The 22,913-nt window shown below is 61.0% G+C and carries 26 protein-coding genes and 1 tRNA gene; 9 read left to right on the plus strand and 18 right to left on the minus strand.

Annotated elements, in window-relative coordinates:
• Positions 1-292 precede the first annotated feature (292 nt).
• A complete protein-coding gene (locus NCT05_RS05755) occupies positions 293-1,075 on the plus strand; it encodes a DUF4397 domain-containing protein (RefSeq protein WP_008350569.1) in 783 nt (260 codons plus the stop codon).
• A gap of 59 nt (positions 1,076-1,134) precedes the next feature.
• Here the strand turns inward: NCT05_RS05755 and NCT05_RS05760 are convergent, their stop codons facing one another.
• The 3 genes from NCT05_RS05760 to NCT05_RS05770 all read right to left on the minus strand — a co-directional run bounded on the left by NCT05_RS05760 (position 1,135) and on the right by NCT05_RS05770 (position 3,856).
• Positions 1,135-1,776: a dihydrofolate reductase family protein gene (locus NCT05_RS05760; protein WP_250501882.1), complete on the minus strand. Its 642-nt coding sequence runs from the start codon at positions 1,774-1,776 to the stop codon at positions 1,135-1,137.
• Positions 1,777-2,069: 293 nt separating this feature from the next.
• Positions 2,070-2,204 (minus strand): entericidin A/B family lipoprotein, encoded by a 135-nt coding sequence (locus NCT05_RS05765; RefSeq protein WP_008350566.1) that lies wholly within the window; start codon positions 2,202-2,204, stop codon positions 2,070-2,072.
• 188 nt (positions 2,205-2,392) lie between these two features.
• Positions 2,393-3,856 carry a sensor histidine kinase gene (locus tag NCT05_RS05770; protein ID WP_250456477.1) on the minus strand — a complete coding sequence of 488 codons (1,464 nt, stop codon included), beginning with the start codon at positions 3,854-3,856 and terminating at the stop codon, positions 2,393-2,395.
• Positions 3,857-4,005: 149 nt separating this feature from the next.
• On the opposite strand from NCT05_RS05770, the gene NCT05_RS05775 reads away from it, so the two are divergent.
• The 5 genes from NCT05_RS05775 to NCT05_RS05795 all read left to right on the plus strand — a co-directional run bounded on the left by NCT05_RS05775 (position 4,006) and on the right by NCT05_RS05795 (position 6,386).
• Positions 4,006-4,182, plus strand: coding sequence for a DUF1328 domain-containing protein (locus NCT05_RS05775; RefSeq protein ID WP_250501883.1), 177 nt, complete (start codon positions 4,006-4,008; stop codon positions 4,180-4,182).
• 54 nt (positions 4,183-4,236) lie between these two features.
• Positions 4,237-4,398 (plus strand): DUF1328 family protein, encoded by a 162-nt coding sequence (locus NCT05_RS05780; RefSeq protein WP_008350559.1) that lies wholly within the window; start codon positions 4,237-4,239, stop codon positions 4,396-4,398.
• A 195-nt stretch (positions 4,399-4,593) separates the two neighbouring features.
• On the plus strand, positions 4,594-5,169 hold the full coding sequence (locus NCT05_RS05785) for a ferritin-like domain-containing protein (RefSeq protein ID WP_008350558.1): 576 nt from the start codon (positions 4,594-4,596) through the stop codon (positions 5,167-5,169).
• Between the two features lie 94 nt (positions 5,170-5,263).
• Positions 5,264-5,896: a response regulator gene (locus NCT05_RS05790; RefSeq protein ID WP_008350556.1), complete on the plus strand. Its 633-nt coding sequence runs from the start codon at positions 5,264-5,266 to the stop codon at positions 5,894-5,896.
• A gap of 49 nt (positions 5,897-5,945) precedes the next feature.
• Positions 5,946-6,386 (plus strand): response regulator, encoded by a 441-nt coding sequence (locus tag NCT05_RS05795; protein ID WP_239295414.1) that lies wholly within the window; start codon positions 5,946-5,948, stop codon positions 6,384-6,386.
• 9 nt (positions 6,387-6,395) lie between these two features.
• On the opposite strand, the gene NCT05_RS05800 is transcribed toward NCT05_RS05795, so the two are convergent.
• Positions 6,396-7,196, minus strand: a complete 801-nt coding sequence (locus tag NCT05_RS05800) for a phosphodiesterase (protein WP_008350552.1) — start codon at positions 7,194-7,196, stop codon at positions 6,396-6,398.
• Between the two features lie 59 nt (positions 7,197-7,255).
• Positions 7,256-7,612, minus strand: coding sequence for a hypothetical protein (locus tag NCT05_RS05805; protein ID WP_008350549.1), 357 nt, complete (start codon positions 7,610-7,612; stop codon positions 7,256-7,258).
• A 199-nt stretch (positions 7,613-7,811) separates the two neighbouring features.
• Here NCT05_RS05805 and NCT05_RS05810 point away from each other — a divergent pair, with 199 nt between their 5' ends.
• Together NCT05_RS05810 and NCT05_RS05815 are read left to right on the plus strand one after the other, a co-directional pair.
• Positions 7,812-8,096: a hypothetical protein gene (locus tag NCT05_RS05810; protein ID WP_008350548.1), complete on the plus strand. Its 285-nt coding sequence runs from the start codon at positions 7,812-7,814 to the stop codon at positions 8,094-8,096.
• 111 nt (positions 8,097-8,207) lie between these two features.
• Positions 8,208-8,420 (plus strand): hypothetical protein, encoded by a 213-nt coding sequence (locus tag NCT05_RS05815; RefSeq protein ID WP_008350546.1) that lies wholly within the window; start codon positions 8,208-8,210, stop codon positions 8,418-8,420.
• Positions 8,421-8,763: 343 nt separating this feature from the next.
• On the opposite strand, the gene NCT05_RS05820 is transcribed toward NCT05_RS05815, so the two are convergent.
• The 12 genes from NCT05_RS05820 to NCT05_RS05875 all read right to left on the minus strand — a co-directional run bounded on the left by NCT05_RS05820 (position 8,764) and on the right by NCT05_RS05875 (position 20,197).
• Positions 8,764-9,435 carry a hypothetical protein gene (locus NCT05_RS05820; protein ID WP_250501884.1) on the minus strand — a complete coding sequence of 224 codons (672 nt, stop codon included), beginning with the start codon at positions 9,433-9,435 and terminating at the stop codon, positions 8,764-8,766.
• 659 nt (positions 9,436-10,094) lie between these two features.
• On the minus strand, positions 10,095-10,607 hold the full coding sequence (locus NCT05_RS05825) for a hypothetical protein (protein ID WP_250501885.1): 513 nt from the start codon (positions 10,605-10,607) through the stop codon (positions 10,095-10,097).
• 300 nt (positions 10,608-10,907) lie between these two features.
• Positions 10,908-11,336 (minus strand): hypothetical protein, encoded by a 429-nt coding sequence (locus NCT05_RS05830; protein ID WP_250501886.1) that lies wholly within the window; start codon positions 11,334-11,336, stop codon positions 10,908-10,910.
• 301 nt (positions 11,337-11,637) lie between these two features.
• Positions 11,638-11,811 (minus strand): hypothetical protein, encoded by a 174-nt coding sequence (locus tag NCT05_RS05835; RefSeq protein ID WP_250501887.1) that lies wholly within the window; start codon positions 11,809-11,811, stop codon positions 11,638-11,640.
• Between the two features lie 52 nt (positions 11,812-11,863).
• The gene (locus tag NCT05_RS05840) at positions 11,864-12,154 is read right to left on the minus strand and encodes a hypothetical protein (protein WP_250501888.1); all 291 of its coding nucleotides are present in this window, start codon (positions 12,152-12,154) and stop codon (positions 11,864-11,866) included.
• A 166-nt stretch (positions 12,155-12,320) separates the two neighbouring features.
• Complete coding sequence (locus tag NCT05_RS05845) at positions 12,321-12,764, minus strand: hypothetical protein (RefSeq protein WP_250501889.1); 444 nt, start codon at positions 12,762-12,764, stop codon at positions 12,321-12,323.
• A gap of 53 nt (positions 12,765-12,817) precedes the next feature.
• Positions 12,818-13,903: a hypothetical protein gene (locus NCT05_RS05850; RefSeq protein WP_250501890.1), complete on the minus strand. Its 1,086-nt coding sequence runs from the start codon at positions 13,901-13,903 to the stop codon at positions 12,818-12,820.
• A gap of 424 nt (positions 13,904-14,327) precedes the next feature.
• A complete protein-coding gene (locus tag NCT05_RS05855; RefSeq protein ID WP_250501891.1) occupies positions 14,328-14,621 on the minus strand; it encodes a hypothetical protein in 294 nt (97 codons plus the stop codon).
• 11 nt (positions 14,622-14,632) lie between these two features.
• On the minus strand, positions 14,633-17,413 hold the full coding sequence (locus NCT05_RS05860) for a phage tail length tape measure family protein (protein ID WP_250501892.1): 2,781 nt from the start codon (positions 17,411-17,413) through the stop codon (positions 14,633-14,635).
• Between the two features lie 1,058 nt (positions 17,414-18,471).
• Entirely contained in the window at positions 18,472-18,849 is a 378-nt protein-coding gene (locus NCT05_RS05865) for a hypothetical protein (RefSeq protein ID WP_250501893.1), read from the minus strand.
• A 53-nt stretch (positions 18,850-18,902) separates the two neighbouring features.
• Positions 18,903-19,949 (minus strand): site-specific integrase, encoded by a 1,047-nt coding sequence (locus NCT05_RS05870; RefSeq protein WP_250501894.1) that lies wholly within the window; start codon positions 19,947-19,949, stop codon positions 18,903-18,905.
• A gap of 163 nt (positions 19,950-20,112) precedes the next feature.
• Positions 20,113-20,197 (minus strand) — tRNA-Leu (locus tag NCT05_RS05875).
• Between the two features lie 203 nt (positions 20,198-20,400).
• Between NCT05_RS05875 and NCT05_RS05880 the strand changes: the two genes are divergently transcribed.
• Positions 20,401-20,853 carry a metallophosphoesterase family protein gene (locus tag NCT05_RS05880; RefSeq protein ID WP_175979903.1) on the plus strand — a complete coding sequence of 151 codons (453 nt, stop codon included), beginning with the start codon at positions 20,401-20,403 and terminating at the stop codon, positions 20,851-20,853.
• Between the two features lie 54 nt (positions 20,854-20,907).
• On the opposite strand, the gene proP is transcribed toward NCT05_RS05880, so the two are convergent.
• Entirely contained in the window at positions 20,908-22,383 is a 1,476-nt protein-coding gene (gene proP / locus NCT05_RS05885) for a glycine betaine/L-proline transporter ProP (protein WP_033536864.1), read from the minus strand.
• Between the last annotated feature and the right edge of the window lie 530 nt (positions 22,384-22,913).

Below are 22,913 nucleotides of genomic sequence, written 5' to 3' on the forward strand. Positions count from 1 at the left end.
CAGCACCGCGCGGGGTCTTCGCGCATCCCGAGCAATTCCACTAACGAATCCGAAACCCTTTCCGGACGGGCCTCAGCGGCCGATACACGCCATCGTCGCACCGTCTCGGGGCATGCTCATTGCTCAACGCATGCGCCACTTCGACGGCAAATCTGATCGGTCGAAATGGCAAGAGGGAAACCCGAATCGGGCCCGGCGAGCGAGCGCGCAAAGTCCTGCGGATGCCTAATCGTCCGGACCCGGATGACGATGTGGCCGATCAAATCAAATCAAAACAAAGGAAGGTGAAACCATGAAGCTCATCCGCACCGCTGCCGCGCTTGCCGCCGTCGCCGCTTTGCTCTCCGCTTGCGGCGGAAGCTCCGATGACGTCGGCAAGGAAATCGGCGTCACTCAGCCGCAAGTCCATTTCATCCACGCGATCCCGAGCGGCCCGAACGTCGACTTCTACGACAACAGCAAGATCCTGCAGCCGAATCTCGCGTACAAGGCGGTGACGAACTTCGCGAACATCGACACGGGCCAGCACAACTTTTCCTACGCCGCCGTCAACACGACGACGCAACTCGCGACCGACACGACCATCTCGAACGCGGCGAAAGGGCACGAATACACGGTGATCGCGCTGCCGGACGCGGGCTTCGTGCCGTCGATCGCGGTGATCGACGATCCGTTCGACAAGGGCCTGCTATCGAGCAGCGCACGCGTGCGCGCGTTCAACGCATCGACGAACGCGCCGAACCTCGACATCTATCTCGTCGCGCCGGGCACGAACATCTCGACCGTCAGCCCGACGATGGCGGGCGTGGCCTACAAGAACGCCGTACCGGCGACGACGCAAGACTCGATCTACGTCTCCGGCGGCACGTATCAACTGATCGCGACGCTGCCGGGCTCGAAGACGCCGGTCTATAAATCGGCGTCGTTCGATCTCGTCAACAACGCGGACTGGCTCGTGACGACGCTGCCTTCGGGAAATGCAGCCACGCAACTCGTGCCCGAGAAGATTCGCGTGCTCGTCGCGCAGGGCGGCAACACGCAGCAGCCGGCGCTCGAACTGCCCGACACGCAATAAGGCATGAACCGCACAGCCCGGCCGGAAGAATCGGCCGGGCTTTTTCGTATCGCGCGCAGCTACTTCGCAAGAACGATGTGCGTGGCCCGCTCCGTCGGAACGTGCTCGACCGTCCGATATCCCAAAGCGCGCAAATCCAGACCGTCGAAGAGCGATTCCCCTTGCCCGAGCGCCACCGGCGCGAAAGCGAGGTGGATTTCATCCACATGGCCGGCCTGAATGTATTGCTTGACCGTGGCCGCTCCGCCGCCGATCTTGATGTCCTTCGCGCCGGCCGCTTCGCGTGCCTTTTGCAGCGCGACCTCGATGCCGTCCGAGACGAAGTGAAACGTCGTCCCGCCTTGCATCCGAATCGGCGGACGCGGGTAATGGGTCAGCACGAAAGTCGGCGCATGATAGGGCGGATCCTCACCCCACCATCCTTTCCATTGTTCATCCGGCCATTCGCCGCGAATCGGCCCGAACATGTTGCGCCCGAGGATGAACGCGCCGAATCCGTCCATCGCGCGCCGGGCGAAGTCGTCATCGACACCGGTTTCGCCGTCGTCTTTTCCCTGCATCCGCCGAAACGTCTGCGTCGGGAAAAACCACTGAAAGAGCTCCGGGCCCCGCACCCCGAGCGGATGTTCCAGACTCTGAGCGGTTCCCGCGGCGAAGCCATCGAGCGAAACGCCGAACCCGGCTACTTTTACTTTGGCCATTCGTGTCTCCGTTTGCGCTGTGAATCCCGATGTCTGAAGCCAGGCATCATCGCTCAGGAAGGCATCGAGATGAGCGAACTCTATCGCAGCGAAGGGGATCTGGGTCATCGGCGTCATTGTGCAGAGAATGACGCGTGACCCGTGGGACGCCGCGAGCGGCCTGGACGACACACGAACGGCTCCAAAGACAAAAAAAATCCCGCCACGCGAAGGTGGCGGGAAGAGAGAGAACTACGTCAACGCTATGGAACGCCTGAGCGGGAACGCCGCAGCGAAGCGGCGCGCCTCGTGAATTACTTGTGCTGCTCCGCGGAGTTCGAGATGGCCTGGCCGCCCTTCGAGATGTCCTGACCGGCTCCCGAAACGGTGTTGCAGCCTGCGAGAGCCGCGCTGCCGGCGATGAGGAGTAGAGCGATGAGTCGAGTCATGTGTATTCCCCTTGGAGTTGAAATGCGTGACAGGAAAAACGGTTCGCGCATCGTGTGTGGTCGACGGGCGCCTGGCTGACGTCCTGTCTTACCGGTGTGATCAATCATAAAAAAGCGCATCGTTCGCGGATGTAGGCACGCATGCGATTCTGGTGTCGGCGTCGTCCGCATTTCGTGTCGGCGCCGTCCTACGTGGATGCCGCCACGACCGGCGCATCGGCGCTGCGCTCGCGCGGCATCGACACGCTGATCGCCGTGCCGCGCGGCGTCGCGCGCTCGATCTCGAAGCGTCCGCCGCGCGCCGACACGCGCTGCCGCATGCCGACGAGCCCATGCGTCTGCGTGCGCTTCAAATCCTGCGGCCGAATGCCGATGCCGTCGTCGGTGATCGAGAGCGACACGTTCGCTTCATCGACCGTCAGCGCCACGCGGATACGGCTCGCGTGCGCGTACTTCGCCGCGTTCGTGAGCGTCTCCTGCGCGACGCGGAAAAGCGCGATTTCGATCGCCTCGCCGAGCTTCACGTCCTCGCCCGGCAGATCGAATTCGACGTTCCAGCCGTTGCGCTGCGCGGCTTCATCGGCGAGCGAGCGCAGCGCCGTGACGAGACCGAAGTTGGCGAGCACCGTCGGGCGCATGTCCTCGATGATGCGGCGCTTCAACGCGATGCCCTGATCCAGATTGCCGAGCGCGCGCGCGAGTTTTTCGGCCATCGCGGGCTCGCTGTCCTTCAGCTTGCCGCGCACCCACGCGACATCCATCTTGCTCGCGGTGAGGATCGAGCCGAGTTCGTCGTGCAGTTCGCGCGCGAGCTCCGTCTTCTCGTTTTCGCTGACGGACTGCAAGTGCCACGCGAGCGCCTCGAGCTGACGCGTGCGCGCGAACACGAGCTGATCGAGCTCTTCCTGCTGCGTGATGAGCGCCTTCTGCACGCGCGCCTGCTTGTCGAGCTGAATGCCGAGATTACGAAACAGCAGGATGAATAGCACGATGTTGAGGGCGCACAACGCGCCCACGCACAGCGTCGAGATGCGCTGGTCGGCGCGGCTCGCGTCGAGCGCGTGTTGCGCGCGCTGCTCTTCGTTCAGGCGCAACAGCGACAGCGCCGCATCGAGCGTGGCGCTCGCGTCGGGTGGCGGCAGCGCACGCGTGGCATCGGGCGAATCGGCGATGCGCGCGGTGCCTTGCGCGATTTCATCGTCGGCGGCGGCGCGGATCTGCGCGAAGCTCGCGAGCGCGGTGTCGTCACCGATGCGCCGGTAATACGCATCGAGCCACGCCAGCGTGCGCCGCACGCGTCCGGCCGCGTCGCGGAAATGCGCCTGATACGCGTCGTCGGCCTGTAGCGCGAAGCCGCGTTCGTCGGCGGTGAGCGCGGCGATATCGGCGGCGAGCATCGAAAGCTGCGCGGTCGCGCCTTTCGCTTCGAGCGCGGTCTCGTATTCCGACGCGATCCGCATGCGCCCCGATTCCAGAATGATCAGCCCGCCGACCGTGATGACGATCGCCACCGTCATCGCGACCGCCCAGCTATAGCGGCGCATCCAGTCGTTGAAGCGCGTGGCGCGGCGCGCGATGCCTTCCGGCGCGGGCGGCGGCGTGTCCTCGGGCAAGATCGTCGTCGGTATCGCGGTGGGCGGTACGTGGCTCATGGCGTGGGTCGTCCGGCGTTTCACTTGGAGCAGCCGATTTGAAAGCAAGTGTCGGTGGATTCCCACAGCAAAAAAGGAGCCTGCCCGAATGCGCGGCGCGCATCGCGTGGCTACGATAGTTCCGTCATCCACTCCTACGGGGAACGATCATGCTGAAGTGGGCCTTGTTTTTCGCGATCGTAGCCGTGATCGCCGGCGTGCTGGGGTTCACCGGCGTCGCTGCCGGAGCGGCCGCCATCGCCAAGTTCCTGTTCGTGCTGTTCCTGATCCTGTGCGTCGCGTTTCTCGTGCTGGGCTTCGTCGTCACGAAAAAAGCGATCGATTAGCGGCGTTCCGGACGTATCGACAAAAGGTAATCAAAAACTCAGGAAGGAGGTCACATGCTTCATTACGCTGCAGTCTTCTTCGTCATCGCCCTCATCGCGGCCGTGTTCGGTTTCACGGGCATCGCGGCCGGCGCGGCGGAAATCGCGAAGATCCTTTTCTTCATTTTTCTCGTCGTGTTCGTGGTCACTTTGCTGCTCGGCGTGTTCCGAACGTGACGCCCGCTTAGCTAAAAGCCACGAGCCATCAAGCCGCGCGCGGGTTTCATCACCGTCGCGCGGTTTCTTCGACAGATCAGGCATGGTGTGTGCATCGGAGTATCGGATTGGATAGCAGGGCGCTATGGAAACCCTGGCGCCGAAGCCTGCTCCAGCGAACAACGTCAACTCACCTGTCAAAGAGGAGCGAACCAAATGTCCAAATCGTCTGCGGTAAACGCCGAGCCGAGCCAATCCACCGACGCCTTCGTTCTCGATGTCGAGAAGATCCGCGCCGATGCCCGGCAGCACATGGACGAAGGCGCGGTGACGACCGGCTACGGCGCCGATCGCGAGACCGTGCTGAAGCTGCTTAACGATTCGCTCGCCACGGAAATCGTCTGCACGCTGCGCTACAAGCGCCACTATTTCATGGCGAAGGGCATCCACTCGGAAGCCGTCGCACAGGAGTTTCTCGAGCACGCGAACGAGGAACAGCAGCACGCCGACACGCTCGCCGAGCGCATCGTGCAACTCGGCGGCGCGCCGAATTTCGCGCCCGACGGCCTCTCGTCGCGCTCGCATTCGCAGTACAGCGAAGGTAAGGATCTGATCGACATGATCCGCGAGAATCTGATCGCGGAGCGCATCGCAATCGACACGTATCGCGAGATCATCCGCTATCTCGGCGACAAGGACGTCACGACGCGTCGCATCTTCGAGGACATTCTCGCCGTCGAGGAAGAGCACGCCGACGACATGGCCGATCTGCTGGAAGGCCGCAACGGATGAGGACGAGGTCGCCGGGGACGCGTCGCGCGCCCGGCGCCCGCATGACATGGCCGATCCACTGGTAGCAGACCGTCCGGCAGCACGGACCACGCGAATGATTCGAGTCTTGATAGCCGACGACCACGCCATCGTGCGCAGCGGGTTCAGGCAGTTCGTCGCCGACGAACCCGACATGGAAGTCGGCGCGGAAGCCGCCACCGGCGACGAGGCCATCGCGCTCGTGCGCGCGCAGGCGTTCGATGTCGTGCTGCTCGACATCGCGATGCCCGACAAGAACGGCGTCGATACCTTGCGCGTCATCAAGCAGATCCGCCCGGAGCAGGGCGTGCTGATGCTTTCGGGCTTCCCCGAAAGCCAGTACGCAATCAACCTGCTGAAGGCGGGCGCGAACGGCTATCTGAACAAGGATGCCGCGCCCGACGAAATCGTGCGCGCGATCCGCACGGTGGCACGCGGGCATCGTTATCTGTCGGAGTTCATCGCGGATGCGCTCGCCGACAAGCTCGACAAGCCCGCCGCCGAGCGCCCGCACGAACTGCTGTCGGAACGCGAGTTTCAGATTTTCTGCAAGCTCGCGGGCGGCCAGTTGCCGACGGAAATCGCGCAGGAACTGCATCTGTCGGTGAAGACGGTGAGCACGTATCGCGCGCGCGTGCTCGAAAAAATGCGGCTTTCCAATAACGCCGACCTCACGTATTACGCGATCAAGAACGGCCTGATCGAATAGCGGCGCATCGTTCGAACATCCGCGAGAGCACTGCCGGAGGACGCCCGCCGTGGGCAATCACATCGACACTGACGACCGAATGGAGCAGCCGGGCGCGCGGCGGCCGCCGCTCGCGGCGTTGCTGATCGAGGATTCGCCGCTTATCCGCCGCAGCCTGACCGAGGCGATCGACGCGCTCGGGCCGTGGCGCGTGACCGCGTTCGCCGATGCGCCCGACGAGGCCATCGCGCTGCTGTCGTCGCGGACTTTCGATGCGATCATCGTCGATCTGCAACTGAAGCGCGGCTCGGGCATCGACGTGCTCGCCTGGCTCAAGGAGGGCGGCGCGCCGCGCTCGGAAACCGCGTTCATCGCGGTGCTCACGAATCACGCGCTGCCGACGTATCGCGAGCGTTGCCTGCAATACGGCGTGCGTCACTTCTTCGACAAATCGCTCGAGTTCGATCGCGTGCTCGACGCGCTCGACGACTACGCGCGCGAGCGCACCTGAAGGCTCGGCTCAGAAAGGCTGCGGCCCGCCACCTTGTTCGACGCTCATGCAATGCGTGACGAGGCCGACGCCGGCGCGCCACAGATGCAGCCCGAATGCGGGCGGCTCCATCACGAAGGCTTCTGGACCATCGGATTTCAATTGCAGCGCGACCTGATGCGCCGTCGACGGGGCGCACCACACGATCGTGCCGCCGAAGCGCGCGCTGATCGCGCGGTGCACGTGGCCGCATACGATGCGCTCGACGTTCGGATGACGCCGCACGAGTGCGTCGAGCGCGCGGCTGTCGTCGGGCGCGAGGCGGATGTCGTCCATGAAGCCGATGCCGCATTCGATCGGCGGATGATGCATGCCGATCAGCACCGGCCGGTCGCGCGAAGCGTCGAGCTGCGCTTCGAGCCAGGCAAGGCGCGTGGCGCACAGGCGTCCCGCGCCGGAGCCGGGATCGAGGGTGTCGAGCGCGATCACGCGGACTTCGCCGACCTCGAACGCGTACTGCAGGAAACCGTCGTGACCCGCGAGCTCGGGGAGATCGCCGAAGACGGCGCGCAGATTCGCGCGGTCGTCGTGATTGCCGGCGATGACGCGCCACGGAATGGCGAGCCGGTCGAGGAGCGTGCGCAGATGCCGGTATTCGTCGATGCCGCCCGCATCGACGAGATCGCCGGTAACAAGCACGGCGTCGGCGCGCGGATCGAGCGCGTTGAGGACGTCGATCGCGCGGGCGAGATACGCGGCGGTATCGACGCGGCCGTAGGCGAGCGTGCCCGGCGGCGTGATGTGCAGATCGCTGATCTGGGCGAGCAGCATGCGCGAATCTCCTCGTCGCGGACGGTTTCGGGCTGGGTCGTCGGATTCAGCCGTCGGATTCAGTCGTCGGATTCGGCGACCGGCGGCTTGGGCGCGAGCTTCGCGGGGACGAGCCACTGGAAGCCGGTCATCGACGTTTCGCTGAACGTGCATTCGGCGGCTGCGGGCACCGATGAAGACTTCGTGGCCGGCGGCTTCGGCGGATTCTGGATCGTGCCGTGCACGACGACCCGCGAGCCATGATAACTCGCGCCGGAACCGGTGATTTTGAGCGGCGCGCTCGCGGCGTCGGGATAGTCGGCCCGCACCTTCTCCTTGCAGGTCTCGACGTTCTTGTAATAGGACGTGCAGCCGCCGAGACAGGCGAGCGAAGTCGTGAGCAGGACGGGCAGCAGGTGACGGATGCGATGGTTCATCGATGAATTCGGTCGGTGCCCGATGCGGCGAGACGCGCCGGGGCGTGATGAGTGTCGGGCGGAGCTTTATAACACGCGTGCCGCAGTGCATCACTGTAGTGCATCGCGGCGCGTGACCGCTTGTTTTGTGCAGCGATGCGGTAGCACAATCGGCACTGACGTTCGACGAGCGCGTTCCTCACCGATGGAGACGACCGCCATGCAGAAGGACATCGAAGTAGGCGATTACCTGCTCGCCATGCAGGCCGTGCCGAAGCCGCTCGCGGCCGATGGCGACGAGGATGCGGCGCCGTCCGAAGGTTACGCGATCCGCGTGCGCGTGACGCGCCTCGACCAGAAGCCGCTGCACGGTTCGAAACTCGCCGACGACTCCGGCGAAATGACCGGCGACCGCGGCCCGTTCGAGACCGTCGCCGAGGCGATCGCGCACGGCGAGGCGTGGGGACGGCACTACGTCGCGCGTGTGCTGGGGCATGCGGTGTAGGCAGCGAAGGCAGCGAAAGAGGGGATCGGTTTCCCCGCGTGCGGCGGGTTCAGCGAGATGGTGCGTGCGGCTAGACTCGGGTTCATCGACCGGACCATCGCGGAGCCCGCCATGACGCCCGTTGCGCTCTACATCACCCCGAACTACATCGCTTCCGTGAAGAGCGGCAAGGCGCGCGACTGCTTCGGCGGTACGGTGCGCTTCGTCGGCGTGGATGCGTTGCCGTTCGATATCGAGCATGTGTGCCTGCTCGAACGCGATACGGCGATCGAAGCGCTGCTCGATGCAGTGAGGGATGCGGAGCGGTTGTTGAACGCGGTGTGAGGGTGCGGCGCGCTGCCCTTCATACTGCTTGGTGCCGGGGACCGGAAACGTGCGGCCTTGCGTGACAAGGCTTTAGCGGGCCGTGTGCACATTATGTGCGGTCCGTCATGTGCGAGACACCAATAGCCGGTCTATCGCTTCAATGGGAATCGAACCTAGGGCGTTGATGCGTAGGCCGTTGGCTACGAGGTGACTACGTACGGTCTGTCTACTGCGCCCGAGCATTTCCGCCGCTTGGGTAATGGTGACATGCGCCGGTCGGGGATGGCGGGCCGCATAGAGGGCAACCGCCTTAACCGCGATGTCGAGTGCTTCTTGTTCTGTCATGTTCTCCGCAGGTGCGTTAGGAATGTCGGAGCTTGGCGCGTGCTGCCAATTGCCCCGCAGTAGCCCGCCTGTGTGCTGCCTCGTCCAGGCCGATGAATTGGTTGATGCCAATATCGCGCATAGCCAATACGTTCTTAAGCTGGATCAAATCGCGGGCAAACCGGATGCCAAGGTAATACCACGGGCTGTCAGTCTCGTAAGTAACAACCCGCTCGTATGGATACCACTTACCACCAAGCCATACTCCGTCTACCTCAAAGCGCGTATTAATCATGTGCTCGCCCGTGCTATCCGCACGCAGGCCCGACCTGATAATGTCCCGTATATCTATGGCCTTCTCTAGGCCCAGAGTGTTATATCCGTGTTCGTTCATGATGGCAGTAACTAGGCTCTTGGCCTTTGTGCTAAGTGCTCGGCTTAATCTCGTAGCAACGAAGGGTTTAGGTAGACCTAGCAGAGTAGTGATAAGCGCGGCCATATCCTCCCGTGTACCGTTAGCCAATGTAGGCGATTCACAGAGAGCCTTAGCTAGTTCCGTGGCGAAGTCCTTTGAGCCGTCGCTCTTATAGACCTGTGTCTTAATGTGGACGCCAACACCTATATGCGCTGCGGCTAACTCTTGTTCCTTGGCCTTGGTTCTCATATTCAGGCCAACACCGGCTAATACGTCATCTGTATATGCAGTCATATACTCCTTGGTAGGTAGGTTCCATAGGTTCCAACTTTTTGAGGTGGTACCCCTGAGATTTGAGGCAACGGTGTTATGCGGGTCTGCGGGTGAAAAGGTTCCGAATGTTCCAAGTTTTGCACTACCCCATACCTGCATCGCGTACGCACCGCACCGTTTGCGTACATCCTCATATTCCCCTTTGCATACGCGGCAGTAGTACGATAGCCATACACAGAGGAGAGGATATGAATTCGTTACCCGGGGTGAGAGCACAGCGTCTATTCCAACTGGAGGCCAGTATCGGCAAGACCCGAGACCTGATAGCAGACCACGAGGCCCGTCTATCGAGGATGAATAGTCCGTACACGTCTGTCTCTGAGGCGTCGCTCTCTGCTCTCCGCTTGAGCTTAGCTAATCTCATTGAGTTACGCCGGGTCGTCTTAATGGGTACCGATGCGCGGAATCGAGGATGAATACCGGGGGTATGCTCAAATGTTAGGCAATTTCGGCGTGACACCGACGGGACCGTCACAGAACATCGACAAATATCAAAATAAAACTTTTTGAAACGGGCCAGAGGGGCTAAATACCGGAATTTATGCTTTATATCGGCTATTACGCTGCTAACTCGCATTAAGTAGCCTAAGGATACGCTGCACTTTTCTGCACCTTTAATGCTAGACAGGCAAGTTAGCTCTAATGCTGTCAACGAGGTAAAGCTCGGCATTTAGCTTACTCGTATATGCCTCACGGGCCTGTTCCGGTATGTCCTCCACGGTAAGGCCGTGGGCGGCTACGCCCGCAGCGTATCCCGGAATTAAGTCTAACAACTCTAGGAAATGCGCTGCGTCGTCTTTCCATGAGGCAATGATATTAAGGGCGTTTTTATGCCGCTTAACCTTTACCCCGGCCTGCTCATTACGCTTAACCGAGAGGCGGTCTAGGCCGAGGTCATTACGGAGACGTCTAACCGTACTCTCAATCCTATCTAGGGCAACGTACTCCGGACTGCGCTTACTGCCACCGTTTGGCGTAGCTACGGTAATTGGCGCGTTCTTGGCCTCGCGCTGCGCCTTGCGGAGGAGGTCCTCGGATGCGAGTAACTCCCCAATACGTGTGTCCTCCCGGTTAAGGGAGGGGTTATTCCGCATTACTTCGTTAATCCGGTCACTTCTACTCTTTCTGCCCATACTCTAATAATCTCCTAATCCGGCGTTCAACATCGGACATAAATACGTCTTGGATACGTTGGAGAGCGGCCATATCCGCAAGGCGGTCAACTATTCTGGACATTTCCTTATTCCAACGTGCTCGGGCCTCGGCCTGCTCCTGTTCCAGCGGTCTAGGCGGCCCGATTTCCGCTACCGCCTTGGCCCGGGCCGCCGTCGCCTCAAGGTCCCGGACTAGATTCCGGGCTATCTCCTCGCCACTCTTGCCGTCATTGCTGCGCTGTCTCATGAGTGCCTCCCGTGGAAAGCCCCATGGTATGTCTAGGTGCTGCGCTCGGCCTCATGCTTGGCCTGATACTCCCGAGCAAGGGCGTAGAACTCACTGGCGGCCTGCAAGCGGGACATAACGTAGGCGTATGGCCTCCCGTTGGCGTGCGCTGCCACTGCTCCCGCCTTGGCCCACTTTCCGGCCTTGATAAGGGCCTGCGCTGCTGCGAGGTTGAACCCGTTCCGCATTTGCATCGTGTCCACCATACGGGCCAAGCTACGGTCCATGTCCGCCGCGTTCATGCCTCCGGTGCAATCTCCCCACTGCGGCCCGAGGCAGGTATCGTGAATCGCTACGCGTACCTCGTCGTTGCCGAGCGGTACCCGCCGTTTCCCGTTGTGGCGGAATAGCGAGAGGTCTAGCTGCTTGGCGAGCTTGCTAAGGTGTCGGCGCTGGAGGCCCCAATCGCGTAGGTAGCTCATGCGGACAGTTTCGGCTCAAACGTGGCGCACGCCACAAGCTCGCCCGCCGCCGCCTCGGGTACGCCCAAGTCTCGGCAAAGTTGGCGCAGGCCGTTGAGCACCTTGTAATGCAAGCCAACGTCCACGCGGTAGCAGAGGTCGCCTCCAGAGAGGTTGAAAGTTGGGTTAGCGATTCGCGTGAGTTGGCTTGCGATGATCCGGAAGTAGCGAGGGACCGGTATTCCGGCCCGCTTTGCGTTATCCCGGAGGCGTGCAACGGCGGCGTTGCTCAAATAGAACGCCGTATCGTCATACCGCGCGCTCATTCGCGCTCTGCCTCGGCAATCTCGCGGCCCAAAAGTGCGAGCTTTGCCATGTCGCGGATTTGTTCCAACTGCGCCACCGCCTTACGGTAGTCGATGATTTGCGCCTCGGCGGCGGAGACCATCGCGTTAAGGTTCTCGGTGGAGGCGTTCGGGTCGATGATGAAATCCATTGTGATTCCTTATTAGTTGGGGCGGCGCAGGCCGCCCGTTACTGTGTATGGCTTATTCCGCGCTCGCGACAGACCACGCTGCGCCCGGGTGCGGAGCACAGCTAAAGCCGGGAGTAACGCTGATAATCGCTACAACGGTGTCACTGTCCACGGCGGAGGTCGGAGCCGACTCAATGCGGACGGTCTCGGTACTGCCGTTCGGGAGAGTTACTGTGAAGTCCACGCCGTCCACGAACTGTTCACGCGTGATTGCGAGGGCCTTATCCAAAACAACGGCGTTGGGGCCGTACGCTTCGCGGAGAACGCCGAATTGTGCAGCGATAGGGGATGCGAGTTTGGTCATTTTGATTCCTTCGTTTAGTTAGGGGAGTGGCCGCGAGCGGTAAGCTCACGTTGGATTTCTTCGTAACGGCGGGCGTACGTGCTGCCGTCTGCTCGGGTTGCTACTGCTGCGAGGAAAAGCTCGCGCACTTGCTCAAGCTCGGTCTGGAGTTCGGACAGGCTCTTCGTCACGCAATCTCCTGCAAGATGCGGTCAATCTCGGCTTGCGCCGCGTCCGCCGCGTTCCGCTTCTGTAACTCCTCATGCAACGCCCGCCACACAACGGCGCGGGTCTCGCGTTCGCGTGCGAGTTGCTCAACCTCGGAAATGTCGATCAACCCGGCCACGCACTGCGCGCGCTTCTTATCCAGCGTTTTGGATAGCTCAGCGGATTCCGGTGCGCGCCGCTCAATATCTGCTTGGATTGCGCTCGCGCGCCTCGCGCCCGCCGCCGCTGCAACCGTGGCCCGGAGGCTCGCCAACTCCCGCTGAACCCGTGTAATAGCTGCCTCTAGACCAACGACAGGCGCGGGCGTGGACGACAGCGGCTTATCGCTGGCGAAGTGGAATTGCAGGCGTGCGCTTGCGGGAGGAGCCTTAGGTGCTCGGGGTCGAAAAAGCTTGCTAATCATTCATTTTCCTTTTGTATCCGGGGCCTCCCGGGATTGAGAGGCCCCAAGCGGGCTTACGCCGAGACCGAGACCGCCACAGGCGCGGTCATAAGGTGCAGGTCCGCGTACTTGCTCACCCGGAACGCCGTTTTGTTCTCGCTAAACAAGTTCGTAGGCTTGAGGGCGCTGCTAGCCGGGTCCGAATCCAGCACCACGGACGCGTCATCGCTGCGGAGAATCTCCGTGGGGCCGTCATAGACCGCCGTGCGGGTCGCGTCCATCAGGAACAGGGTGTTAGACGGGGCCGCGAGCACAGGCAACGCGGGCAGGCCGTAATAGCTGCCGCCGCGCGGGGAAACGTCGCGCTCTTGCGCGCTGCGGAGCTTGCCGAGCGTGTCAGGGGAACCAACCCAAACCGCCGTGCGGAGGTCGAATTGGGCCGCATCAAACGCGGCATTAACGCTATCTTTTGCCTCGCCCGCCGCTGCCACCATCGCGTTAATCGCTGCCGTATCCACAGCGTTATTAGCCGCGTTGTTGAGCACTGCCTCCACGAACGCAATAACCTCGTCCCCGCCGAAATGCAGGAGTTCATTGTTGAAAACCACCAGCAAACCGAATCGGCGGATACCGCTCAACACGAAGTCCGTACCCGGTGCCGCGCCCGGGACCGGTGCGCCTTCTGGGAGTTCCACGGCGCTAAGGTTGGCGGGTTGCGTAAGTGCGCGGGTTTGCGGGGGCAGGGCAGGCGCGCCGTAGTCCTTCAACATCGCAATGAGGCTACGGCTTACCTGCGGCGCGAGCGTCGTAATGCCTGCTTGCTGGCCTGGGTACACGAGTACGCCGTTCCCCGCAGCGGTAATCGGAGCGACCGCCGCCTTGATAACGCCCGTCTTGGTGTACGCCTCCAGCGTGGAGTTGTCCCCGGCCTGTACTGCTGCGGCAAGCGCCTTGACCTCGGCGGCCTTGGAGCGGCCATCATTGATAGCGCGCTGTACCGCGTCCACCGTCGCATCGCGGCGGCCCTCCGCGATCTGTCGCACATAGCGGAGGTCCATGTACTTCTCCGCCGCCGCCTCTTGAGGCATACCCGCCGAGATAGCAAAGCGGATTTGATCGGTAGTGCTAAGGGCCTTGGCAATGATTTCGTGATTCTGCATGCTATGTTCCTATTTGGAAAGATTTAAGGGTAACGATCCGGGAAAGTACCGGCTAGGGCCAATGGATCAGGTGACGGCCCGCCTACGGATAAGGGCCGTTAGGCCGTGGGTTCTGCGGCTACGATTTCCCCGCCTGCAAGGGCGTAGCGATTGCCGCCTGCGGGCGTGTCGTCGGGTGCGGCCTGGACAAGCTGTAATTCGGCCCACGCGAGCGGGTCTTGGTCTGTCGGCGGGAGCACGCCCTCCAATCGGACCTCCTGCATATAGAGCGGGAACAACCCCTCGCTAAATGCCTCTTGCGAGAGATAGGAGGCAATGAGGACCGTGGTTCGCGTACCCGCCGCGTAGTCCAACGTTAAGCGTTGGATAACGTGCGCGCTCGATTCTGCGCCGGTGTTCGGCGCGGTGAATGGTGCAAGGATCATTAATAGGCCCCGTAGAAAAGAGTTCCGGTCTGGTACTCGTCATACTGCGCGCTGTGCTTGGCCGAGTAAGTCCAACTGAGCGTGCCGTTATTGAAAGAGAATTGCGGGTGAATGGTCCCGCCCGAAAGGTAGCCGATATAACGGTCGGGTTGGAACGAGACAAACCCGCCGCTAACCATTCGCGGATCGGAGCGGCTACCGTTAGAACCATCTAGCACCACAGAATCGATAATCCGCATAGAGCGGTGGGAAGCGTCGAGAACAAGATTTCCCGATGCGTCGAATATCTGCAAACCCGCCGCCATCAGATTTGCCCATGTCTAATCTGATACGCATATCCCCCCTGCGAACGCATATTGACCGCCATGCGCTTGTCAATGAGGGCTTGGATAGCAGGGGCGAGGGCCACGAGGTCCTCTTGGGTCAATCCGCCGCCGTTGCCCGAGAGTTGGAGGGTAAGGTTAGTTACGCTACCGCCCGACCCCGCAGGCGCAGACCCGACTACACCGCCCGAGGCAAAGTGTTGGGCCTGTCCCGAGTTGATAGCCTCCAGGAGAGAGCGGTGCTTACTAACCGCAGAGGCCTTAATGACCATTTCCCCGTTGCTCAACATCGCGGGAATGGAGTCACTAGTTCCCGTGCCGGGGCCGCTGATATACCCACCTGTGGCAAAGCCCGGGAGGCTAAGACCCATAGACGAACCAATAGCGCGGAACGCCTGCATTTCGGCCATGTGCAAGGCAATTTTCGCCATGTCCGCGAGCACCGAGGAGGTGAACGAGGAGAAACTAAACTTGCCCTTAGTCACAAAGTCATCCAACTGAGAGCTAGCCGTAGACCACACGGACCCGAAACCCTCGGCCACAACCTGCGCGGCGGTCTTGCCGTTACCGCTCAACTGCACGAGTTGGAGGCCCATTTGCGCGTTGAAGTCCTCGCGTAGGGCTTGCTCCTTAGCCAAGTGATCCCGCAGTAATGAGAGTTGCGCGTTATAACCGTCCGAGGCAATCGCCAACTTCTGGTTAAACGTCTCTTGGTCGCCGGGGCCGTCGCCGTACTCCTCCTTGAGACTCGCCACGGCTTGATAGAACGACTCACGGAGCCGGAGTGCAGCATCGAACGCCGCCGCTTGGTCCGAGGTCATAAACCGCGTAGCGTCCTGCGCCTCGTACGCCGAGGAGACACGCTGCACTGCCGCCGCTTGCTGCGTCCGATACTTCTCTACCTGCTCCTGCCGCTTCTTGAACTGCTCGGCAATGGCGCGGGTGTAGTCGTTCTCGGCCTTGAGCCGCTCGGCCTGGAGCTTTTGCAACTCGCCCAATGCGGACTGGCGGGCGGCAAGCTCGGTCTTACCTGCGGCAAGCTGCACGCGCTTTTGCTGGATTGCGATTTCTTCGTCGTACGCCTTGACGTTAATATCGCGCACCTTGGCGTAGTAATCCTGATACTGGAGCCGCCCGGTATCAAAGTCCGCCTTAGCTTGCGCCAACGCGTCCCGGCGTGCTGACTCAATAGCCGTCATACGGTTCTTTTCCTCGGCAAGTGCGCCGTTGATAGCCGTATTCGGGTTACTGTGGTGGCCGCGCGTGGACTTGGCGTAGTCCTCGTTGATTTTGGCTACGTTGTCGTAATGGCGTTTCAGGGCCGCTTGATAATCCGCGCTGTCCTTGTTGAGGCCGGTAATCGCCTTTTTAAAGGCCGCATCCTCGGTCGCAAGCTCGTTCGTGTGCTTCTGTCCCGGGCTTGCATACTTGTCGGACGTGAGATAGGAGGTAACGGCTAACTTAGAGTCGCCACCCTTGGCCGCCGCTTCACGAGCACGTTGGGTCTTGAACTCCTCGGCCTGTTGATTGCGGAGTACGTCTAGCTTTTGCTTTTCGACCGCGAGTTGCTTTTCCGCTGCCGTAGCCGCTGCAAGATTACCCATACGCCGTTGGTCATTGATACTCCGCTGTACGGCCTCCACCGTGGCGAGTTGGTCCCCAACCTGCTTAGTGATACCGTCCGGTACGCCGATATTCATAATCGCGTTTTTCACGCGCCCGATGATATTGGCCCAATCCGTCCACCACTTTTGTACCGCGCCCATGTGCTTATCCGCGTCCGCCTGGATAGCCTCGTGAGCACCGACGAGGCCGCGCATAATGACGCCCGTAGCGCCTGCGGTGTCCCCGAGCTTAACGAACCCCTCAATTTCCTCAATCTGCGCCGCGTTGAACGTATGGTGCGCTTTCTGGTACTCCTCAACCCACTTGAGTACGCCGTCTTGAATCTTGGAGAGGGACTCCGCCGCCTTGTCCGTACCAACGCCAATATCCGAGGACATGGCGAGAGCGGCTTGGGTTGCGAGTTGGAGGTTCTCCGCCGTAAATGCGCCCGTGGCCGCTACCTGCGCGAGGGCCTCTCGTGACTGCACGAGGTCCGCGTAAGTCCTGCCGAGGCCGTTAGACATTGCCACGAGTTGCTCAGTAGAGAGACCGAGGTAGCCGCCCGTGGCTGCGATAGCCTTATTGAACGCCTCCGCCTGCTCGTGGCCTTGGTGGATTTTCTCAAAGAACAAATAGGCCGCGCCCGCGCCCGCAGTAAGGGATAAACCGAGCGGGGACATAATGAGACGCATAATGTCCATTTGCTCGCCGAGAACCATTAACGAGCCGCCGAACCGGGTCCAACTACCTTGCGAGGCCTCATGCGCCAAAACCATAAGCTCGCGGCGAGAGGCGGTGGTGTTTAGATTGAACTCGTGCGTGTGCTCGCTAGCTTTCTGGATTGCGGAGATATAACCCGAGACCGAATCCGTAACTCCTAGCTGTGCCGCTTTCATTTGCAGCATTTGGGCCTGTGTCTGACCCGCCGCCGCTGCGGTGCGCTGCAACTGGCTAACAAAGGAGTTAATCGCACGGGCCGAGGCGTTAGAGCCATTAGTGGCCGCTTCTGCGATTGCCTCCTGAGCAACCTTAATGCGCTGTGCTGCTTGGTCTTGCGTTTGTTGAAAGGCTTGCGCGGACTTTCGGGCGCGGTCTAATTCGGCGGTATATCCTGAAGCATCGGCCGAAATTTTGACGGTTGTACGATTATCGGCCATTAGTGGGCGACGCCCTTAATGTACGTCTCCAACGCGGCCTTAACGATAACGGACACGGCGCAATCTTTCTTGGCCGCAACCTCGCGGAGTTGCTTGTGCACCTCCGGCGCGACACGCGTGCTGATTACCCGGCTGTCCGCGTACGGAACCTCCGGAACAAGTGTTTTACTCATGGATTAATACGTCCCTGTTGTAGACAACGACAAAAGAAAACACCCGCCGCAACGCATCCGAGGACACGCCGTAGGCGGGTGGTGCTTACTAGGCTCGCGCCTAGATTCGGGGAGGGGTGCTCGTTCTTCCTAGTCTCCGTACCAACTTGTCACACGTTACCGTAGTACTTTCTGTACCCGTCTCAGTGCATAACGTATAGGGACGCCGAGGTATTAGCGAGGGCCTCATGTGCACGCGGTTCCTCTCCACCGTCCGGGTGGTAGGCGTCCGCAATGATGGTCATTACGCCGTCCGTGATCCCTGCGTGGTAGCGGTGAAGCTCCAAGCCCCTGCGGTTCAGGGCAACGCGCATGGCGTTCCAGTTTGCGCGGGAGGTATCGGCGGTGCGGATAATAAGGCGCGTGCTCATGGTCTGTCCTCGGTATGGACTACTAACGTTCTTGTTCGGTTAGGTAAGACGACTCAACGAGAATCGCCTTGCGTAACCGTGGTTACGGCCTCCAAGCGGAGGCAGTTGGGTTGTTTGATTTACTTGGCGCGTTCGGGGAGACTTGAGTCCCGCTTGCGATACTCGCCAAGGCTCGGTCCTTTCCGGCTGAGGAGTCCGTACTCGTCCTTGCTGCCATCTAGTTTCCCTTAGGCTCACATTCCCCTTGGGCGTCTAACGTAGCTTGCTGCTTACTCAACCATAACTTAAAGCCTCTGGCGGTCGGCTTGCTACTGATAGCGTTTTGTGCTGCGAGCCCTGCTTTTTACGCCTCCGGCTGTCGGCGGTGCTGCTATGGGAGGGATATTACGCACAACAGACCCGCCTAGCAACTGTCACTACACTAAAAAGTTGAAAATTCTATTGTGTCGATCGATGGAGGAGAATTTTGTTCGTGTCACTTCTCTTTCTTGGCGTCCTGTTCCGCTTTGAACTTTGCGACCGCACGGCGTCCGCCCTCGGCCCAATCGAGAGCTTGGCGGATAGTCTCGTCCTCGCGCTTCTCTAGAATGTAGTCCGCGATCAGGAGGCGGAGGATTGCGCTAATGTTGGTGCGCTCCATGCCGCTGATAACCTTAAGGTCGTCAATCTGGCTCTGGAGGATGCGGATTTGCGTAGGGACGGTCTTTTTATCCGGCGTGATGCCGTGCTTGATCTCGTCCGCAATGCGCTTTGCCTCCGCCTTGCGCGCCCGTTCTTGGTCCTCCGCTTCAACGGCCTCGTCCTCGCGCCGCACCTCGGCCTCTAGCTCTAGAACCTCTTTGCTTTTACGCATTGCCATACGTCCCTGTGAGTGTGGTGTGAGTTGCTTGTAGTATAACAATGGGCCTAAATTCGGGCCGCGATGTCCTCGGCGGTCTCGCGGTAATAGGTGTTCTGAAGTATCGAGAGGTCCTTGTGGCCGCTGATCTTGGCGAGCGTCATAACGTCCACCTTGCGTGAGAGTCGCGTAAGGGCCTCGGCCCGGGAATCATGAAAATGAATCTCCCGGAGGGCAGGGCGGCCCACGGCAAGTTGGTCCCGAGCTTTGCGAAAGAGGGTATCTAACGAGGCAGAGGACACGGTAAAGCATTTTTCCCGGTTCGCAACCGGGCGGAGCAACCGGGCGGCATGCCGCGTGAGCGGAATAGAGCGCATACGGCCCGTTAGGTACTGCATCTTGTGTTCTACCGTGACAACGCGCTTGGCTAGGTCTACGTTGGCCGCACCCAGGCTAAGTATCTCCCCGGCGCGCATCGCGGAGCGCAGGGCGATGAGGAACGCGAGGGCTACCTCTTGGCTCTTGGTCTCCGGGGCTACGCCCGTGCGATAACCAAGATGACGTACGAGGGGGCGGACCTCGGAGAACGGGGATATACGGCGTTCCCGTGGCGGTGGTTCCTGCGGCATACGGAGGCCCGTGAACGGGTTGTGCTCTAACCAATGCCACTCCTGGCGCGCGATAGTGAACGCGTTCCGCAACCAATTAAGGTCTCGCAAGACCGAGGCCGCCGAGACCGGGGCTACCCTGGTCCCGTCCTCAAGTGTGAAGCCAGCTAGCCTAGCGTCTCTCCACGCTGCAATATCCGGTGTACGAACCGTTGCAAGCGTCTTGTCCGAGAGAGCAGGGAAGTTGCGGAGGAACGCCGTAATCCGCATTTGCTCCGACCGTGCGCCCTCTTTCTTAGAGGACACGTCCCGGCTGTACTGCTTGAGCATATCCCGGACGGTGTGGCGGGACGCCTCGGGCTTGTCCGCCTCCTTGCGCATACCAACCTCAGTATGAGCTACCCATTCTTGCGCCTCGCGCTTCTTAGCAAAGGTCTTGGTCTTTCTCTTGCCGTTGACAGTGACAAAGGCCCGGTAGCCGCCCTTGTACTCTGTGATGGATGCCATGTGCAGACCCGTGTGCAGTTCGTGTGCACGAGAGTCTACCAGCACTGCACATTGGACGTTCAGTCTTGGAATGTGCGCTTGCTATCAAAGCCACGCAAGCCGCTGTTTCTTATCGATATTTAGCGGTTGGCGAACAACTTTGGAAAGTCTCGCTTTCCGTGACTGGTGCCGGGGACCGGACTCGAACCGGCAAGCCGTGAGGCGGCGGATTTTAAGTCCGCTATGTTTACCAATTTCATCACCCCGGCAGGGCGGACGCGATTCTACCATTGCATGCGACCGCGCCAAAGCCGCGCCGCTCGTCGTATACAAGCCGTTCGACAAGGTTTCGGCCGTCCCGCATAATCGCCGGCACCGATTCAGTCGCGAGGACACGATGATGGTGCCGGAACCGAACGTGGCGCACGGCGAGGACTTCGGCGTGCGCGCGAACGAAGAAGCGTGACGCCTCATGCGTATTGCCCTTATCTCCGATACCCATAACCTCGTGCGCCCCGAAGCGCTCGACGCCTTGCGCGGCTCCGCGCACATCATCCACGCGGGCGATATCTGCAGACGCGACGTGCTCGATGCGCTCGCGTCGCTCGCGCCGCTCACTGTCGTGCGCGGCAACAACGATATCGCCGATGACCTCGCGCGGCTGCCCGAACACGCGCGCATCGAACTGGGCGGCGCGACGATTCACGTCGTCCACGATATCGCCGATGTGCCGAAGCAGCTCGACGGCATCGATGTCGTCGTGACCGGTCATTCGCACAAGCCGCTCATCGAGCGGCGCGGCGACGTGCTCTTCGTGAATCCCGGCAGCGCGGGGCCGCGTCGCTTCAGATTGCCGGTCACGCTCGCGCTGCTCGATATCGACGACGGCAAAGCGGAAGCGCGCATCGTTTCGCTGATCGAATGAAAAAAGGGCCGGCGCTTCACGCACCGGCCCTTCCATTCGATCACGCCAGAACGCTTACGCGCGCACCGTGCCTTCCGGGAACGCATCGTCCATTTCGGCGGCTTCGCGATGGCCGCGCAGAATCGCATGCGCTTCCGACTTCGACGCGACCGCCGGCGGCGAGCCCTTCAGCGGCTTCTTCGCCGTCTCGGAGAGCGCGAGCACCGACACGATGCCGATGATCGACGCGCCCATCAGATAGTACGCGGGCATCATCAGGTTGCCGGTCGTGTCGACGAGCCATGCGGTGACGAGCGGCGTCGTGCCGCCGAAGAGCGACACCGACACGTTGAAGCCGATCGCGAGCGCACCGTAGCGGATCTTCGTCGGGAAGAGCGCCGGCAGCGACGACGGCATCACGCCCGTGAACGTCGACAGCAGCGCGCCGAGAATCATCATGCCCGCGAAGATCGACGGAACGGTGCCCATGCGGATCAGCGAGAGCGAAGGAATCGACAGCACCAGCAGACCGATACAGCCGGCGAGCATCACCGGCTTGCGGCCGATCGTGTCCGACAGACGGCCGGCGAGGAGCGTGAGCGGCATCATCAGCACCATCACGACGAGCACGATGAAGAGGCCGTGCGTCTCGTTGAACTTGAGCGTCGCCGACAGATAGCTCGGCAGATACGACAGCGCCATGTAGTCGGTCACGTTGAAGATCAGCACGAGGCCCACGCATTGCAAGAGCGGCTTCCATTGCTGGATCAGCGTCTCGCGGAACTGCTCCTTGGTCGTCTCGTGCGACACGGCTTCGGCCTTTTCGGCTTCACGCTGGAATGCAGGCGTTTCTTCGAGCTTCATCCGGATGTAGAGACCGATCAGCCCGAGCGGACCCGCGATCATGAACGGAATGCGCCAGCCCCACGACAGCAGGTCTTTTTCCGACATCACCGCCGTCAGCACCGCGACCACGCCCGCGCCGAGCACGTAGCCGACGAGCGTGCCGAATTCGAGAAAGCTCGACATGAAGCCGCGCTTCTTGTCCGGCGAAAATTCGGCGATGAAGGTCGCCGCGCCGCCGTACTCGCCGCCCGTGGAGAAGCCCTGCACGAGACGCGCGATGAGCAGCAGCACCGGCGCCATCACGCCGATCGATTCGTAGCTCGGAATGATGCCGATACAGAAGGTGCCGACGGCCATCATGATCATCGTCATCGCGAGCACGCGCTTGCGGCCGATGCGGTCGCCGAGCGGGCCGAACACCATGCCGCCGATCGGGCGCACGAGGAAAGCGGCGGCGAACGTGCCGAAGGTCGCGAGCAACTGCGCGGTGGGGCTGCTCGACGGGAAGAACACACGGCCGAGCGTCACGGCGATGTAGCTGTACACGCCGAAATCGAACCACTCCATCGCGTTACCGATGGCCATGGCGCCGACGGCGCGCTTCAACAGGGATTGATCGACGATGGTGATGTCGTCGAGGGTGAGGTCGGACTTCTGACTGGATGAATCGCGTTTGCGCCAAAGGCCCTCGTTAAGAGAAGACATAGTTCGAAAAACTCCGTATTCGATCCCGACGCTCAAAGAACGTCGGGTGCGTCGCCGCGGAGGACGGACGCAAATTGCCGGGATAGTGCAGTTTCGAGACGGCGCCGCGAACGCTTGAAGACGAAAGCAAAGGCTTTCCGCGACCTCGGGCCGAGCGGCTCGAAGTCGATGAGCGAAAAGAAACACGGTGCCGGTGCCTCGCGCGGGTGTAGTCGCGAAATTGCACTCGGGTGAAACACACGAATTTGACGTGCGGACGGCGAACGCAGCGCTGAATGACTGAGTTGCCGCGGGTGGGCCGCGACGTCGGCGAAAAAACAACTTGAGGAGAAAAAGGCCGGCGTTACTGCTTGGAAAACCGACGCGCCTCTTTGTATAAGAAACTGTCACTACCGCGCAACGCCCGAACTTGAAGTCGGAAACATTTGCACGTGAATGATGGTGAATTGCTGTTGATAACGAGCAAGATGATAACACGATGACAGACGATCTGCAAACCGGTCTGCCACCGCGCTCGAGCCCGGCGGCCG

It is taken from the genome of Caballeronia sp. AZ7_KS35 (assembly GCF_023631045.1).
GTDB lineage: Bacteria > Pseudomonadota > Gammaproteobacteria > Burkholderiales > Burkholderiaceae > Caballeronia > Caballeronia zhejiangensis.

Coding starts and splice junctions, on each gene's coding strand:
- NCT05_RS05755 (WP_008350569.1), top strand. CDS start 293: ATGAAGCTCATCCGCACCGCTGCCGCGCTTGCCGCCGTCGCCGCTTTG.
- NCT05_RS05760 (WP_250501882.1), bottom strand. CDS start 1,776: ATGGCCAAAGTAAAAGTAGCCGGGTTCGGCGTTTCGCTCGATGGCTTC.
- NCT05_RS05765 (WP_008350566.1), bottom strand. CDS start 2,204: ATGACTCGACTCATCGCTCTACTCCTCATCGCCGGCAGCGCGGCTCTC.
- NCT05_RS05770 (WP_250456477.1), bottom strand. CDS start 3,856: ATGAGCCACGTACCGCCCACCGCGATACCGACGACGATCTTGCCCGAG.
- NCT05_RS05775 (WP_250501883.1), top strand. CDS start 4,006: ATGCTGAAGTGGGCCTTGTTTTTCGCGATCGTAGCCGTGATCGCCGGC.
- NCT05_RS05780 (WP_008350559.1), top strand. CDS start 4,237: ATGCTTCATTACGCTGCAGTCTTCTTCGTCATCGCCCTCATCGCGGCC.
- NCT05_RS05785 (WP_008350558.1), top strand. CDS start 4,594: ATGTCCAAATCGTCTGCGGTAAACGCCGAGCCGAGCCAATCCACCGAC.
- NCT05_RS05790 (WP_008350556.1), top strand. CDS start 5,264: ATGATTCGAGTCTTGATAGCCGACGACCACGCCATCGTGCGCAGCGGG.
- NCT05_RS05800 (WP_008350552.1), bottom strand. CDS start 7,196: ATGCTGCTCGCCCAGATCAGCGATCTGCACATCACGCCGCCGGGCACG.
- NCT05_RS05805 (WP_008350549.1), bottom strand. CDS start 7,612: ATGAACCATCGCATCCGTCACCTGCTGCCCGTCCTGCTCACGACTTCG.
- NCT05_RS05810 (WP_008350548.1), top strand. CDS start 7,812: ATGCAGAAGGACATCGAAGTAGGCGATTACCTGCTCGCCATGCAGGCC.
- NCT05_RS05815 (WP_008350546.1), top strand. CDS start 8,208: ATGACGCCCGTTGCGCTCTACATCACCCCGAACTACATCGCTTCCGTG.
- NCT05_RS05820 (WP_250501884.1), bottom strand. CDS start 9,435: ATGACTGCATATACAGATGACGTATTAGCCGGTGTTGGCCTGAATATG.
- NCT05_RS05825 (WP_250501885.1), bottom strand. CDS start 10,607: ATGGGCAGAAAGAGTAGAAGTGACCGGATTAACGAAGTAATGCGGAAT.
- NCT05_RS05830 (WP_250501886.1), bottom strand. CDS start 11,336: ATGAGCTACCTACGCGATTGGGGCCTCCAGCGCCGACACCTTAGCAAG.
- NCT05_RS05835 (WP_250501887.1), bottom strand. CDS start 11,811: ATGGATTTCATCATCGACCCGAACGCCTCCACCGAGAACCTTAACGCG.
- NCT05_RS05840 (WP_250501888.1), bottom strand. CDS start 12,154: ATGACCAAACTCGCATCCCCTATCGCTGCACAATTCGGCGTTCTCCGC.
- NCT05_RS05845 (WP_250501889.1), bottom strand. CDS start 12,764: ATGATTAGCAAGCTTTTTCGACCCCGAGCACCTAAGGCTCCTCCCGCA.
- NCT05_RS05850 (WP_250501890.1), bottom strand. CDS start 13,903: ATGCAGAATCACGAAATCATTGCCAAGGCCCTTAGCACTACCGATCAA.
- NCT05_RS05860 (WP_250501892.1), bottom strand. CDS start 17,413: ATGGCCGATAATCGTACAACCGTCAAAATTTCGGCCGATGCTTCAGGA.
- NCT05_RS05865 (WP_250501893.1), bottom strand. CDS start 18,849: ATGCGTAAAAGCAAAGAGGTTCTAGAGCTAGAGGCCGAGGTGCGGCGC.
- NCT05_RS05870 (WP_250501894.1), bottom strand. CDS start 19,949: ATGGCATCCATCACAGAGTACAAGGGCGGCTACCGGGCCTTTGTCACT.
- NCT05_RS05880 (WP_175979903.1), top strand. CDS start 20,401: ATGCGTATTGCCCTTATCTCCGATACCCATAACCTCGTGCGCCCCGAA.
- proP (WP_033536864.1), bottom strand. CDS start 22,383: ATGTCTTCTCTTAACGAGGGCCTTTGGCGCAAACGCGATTCATCCAGT.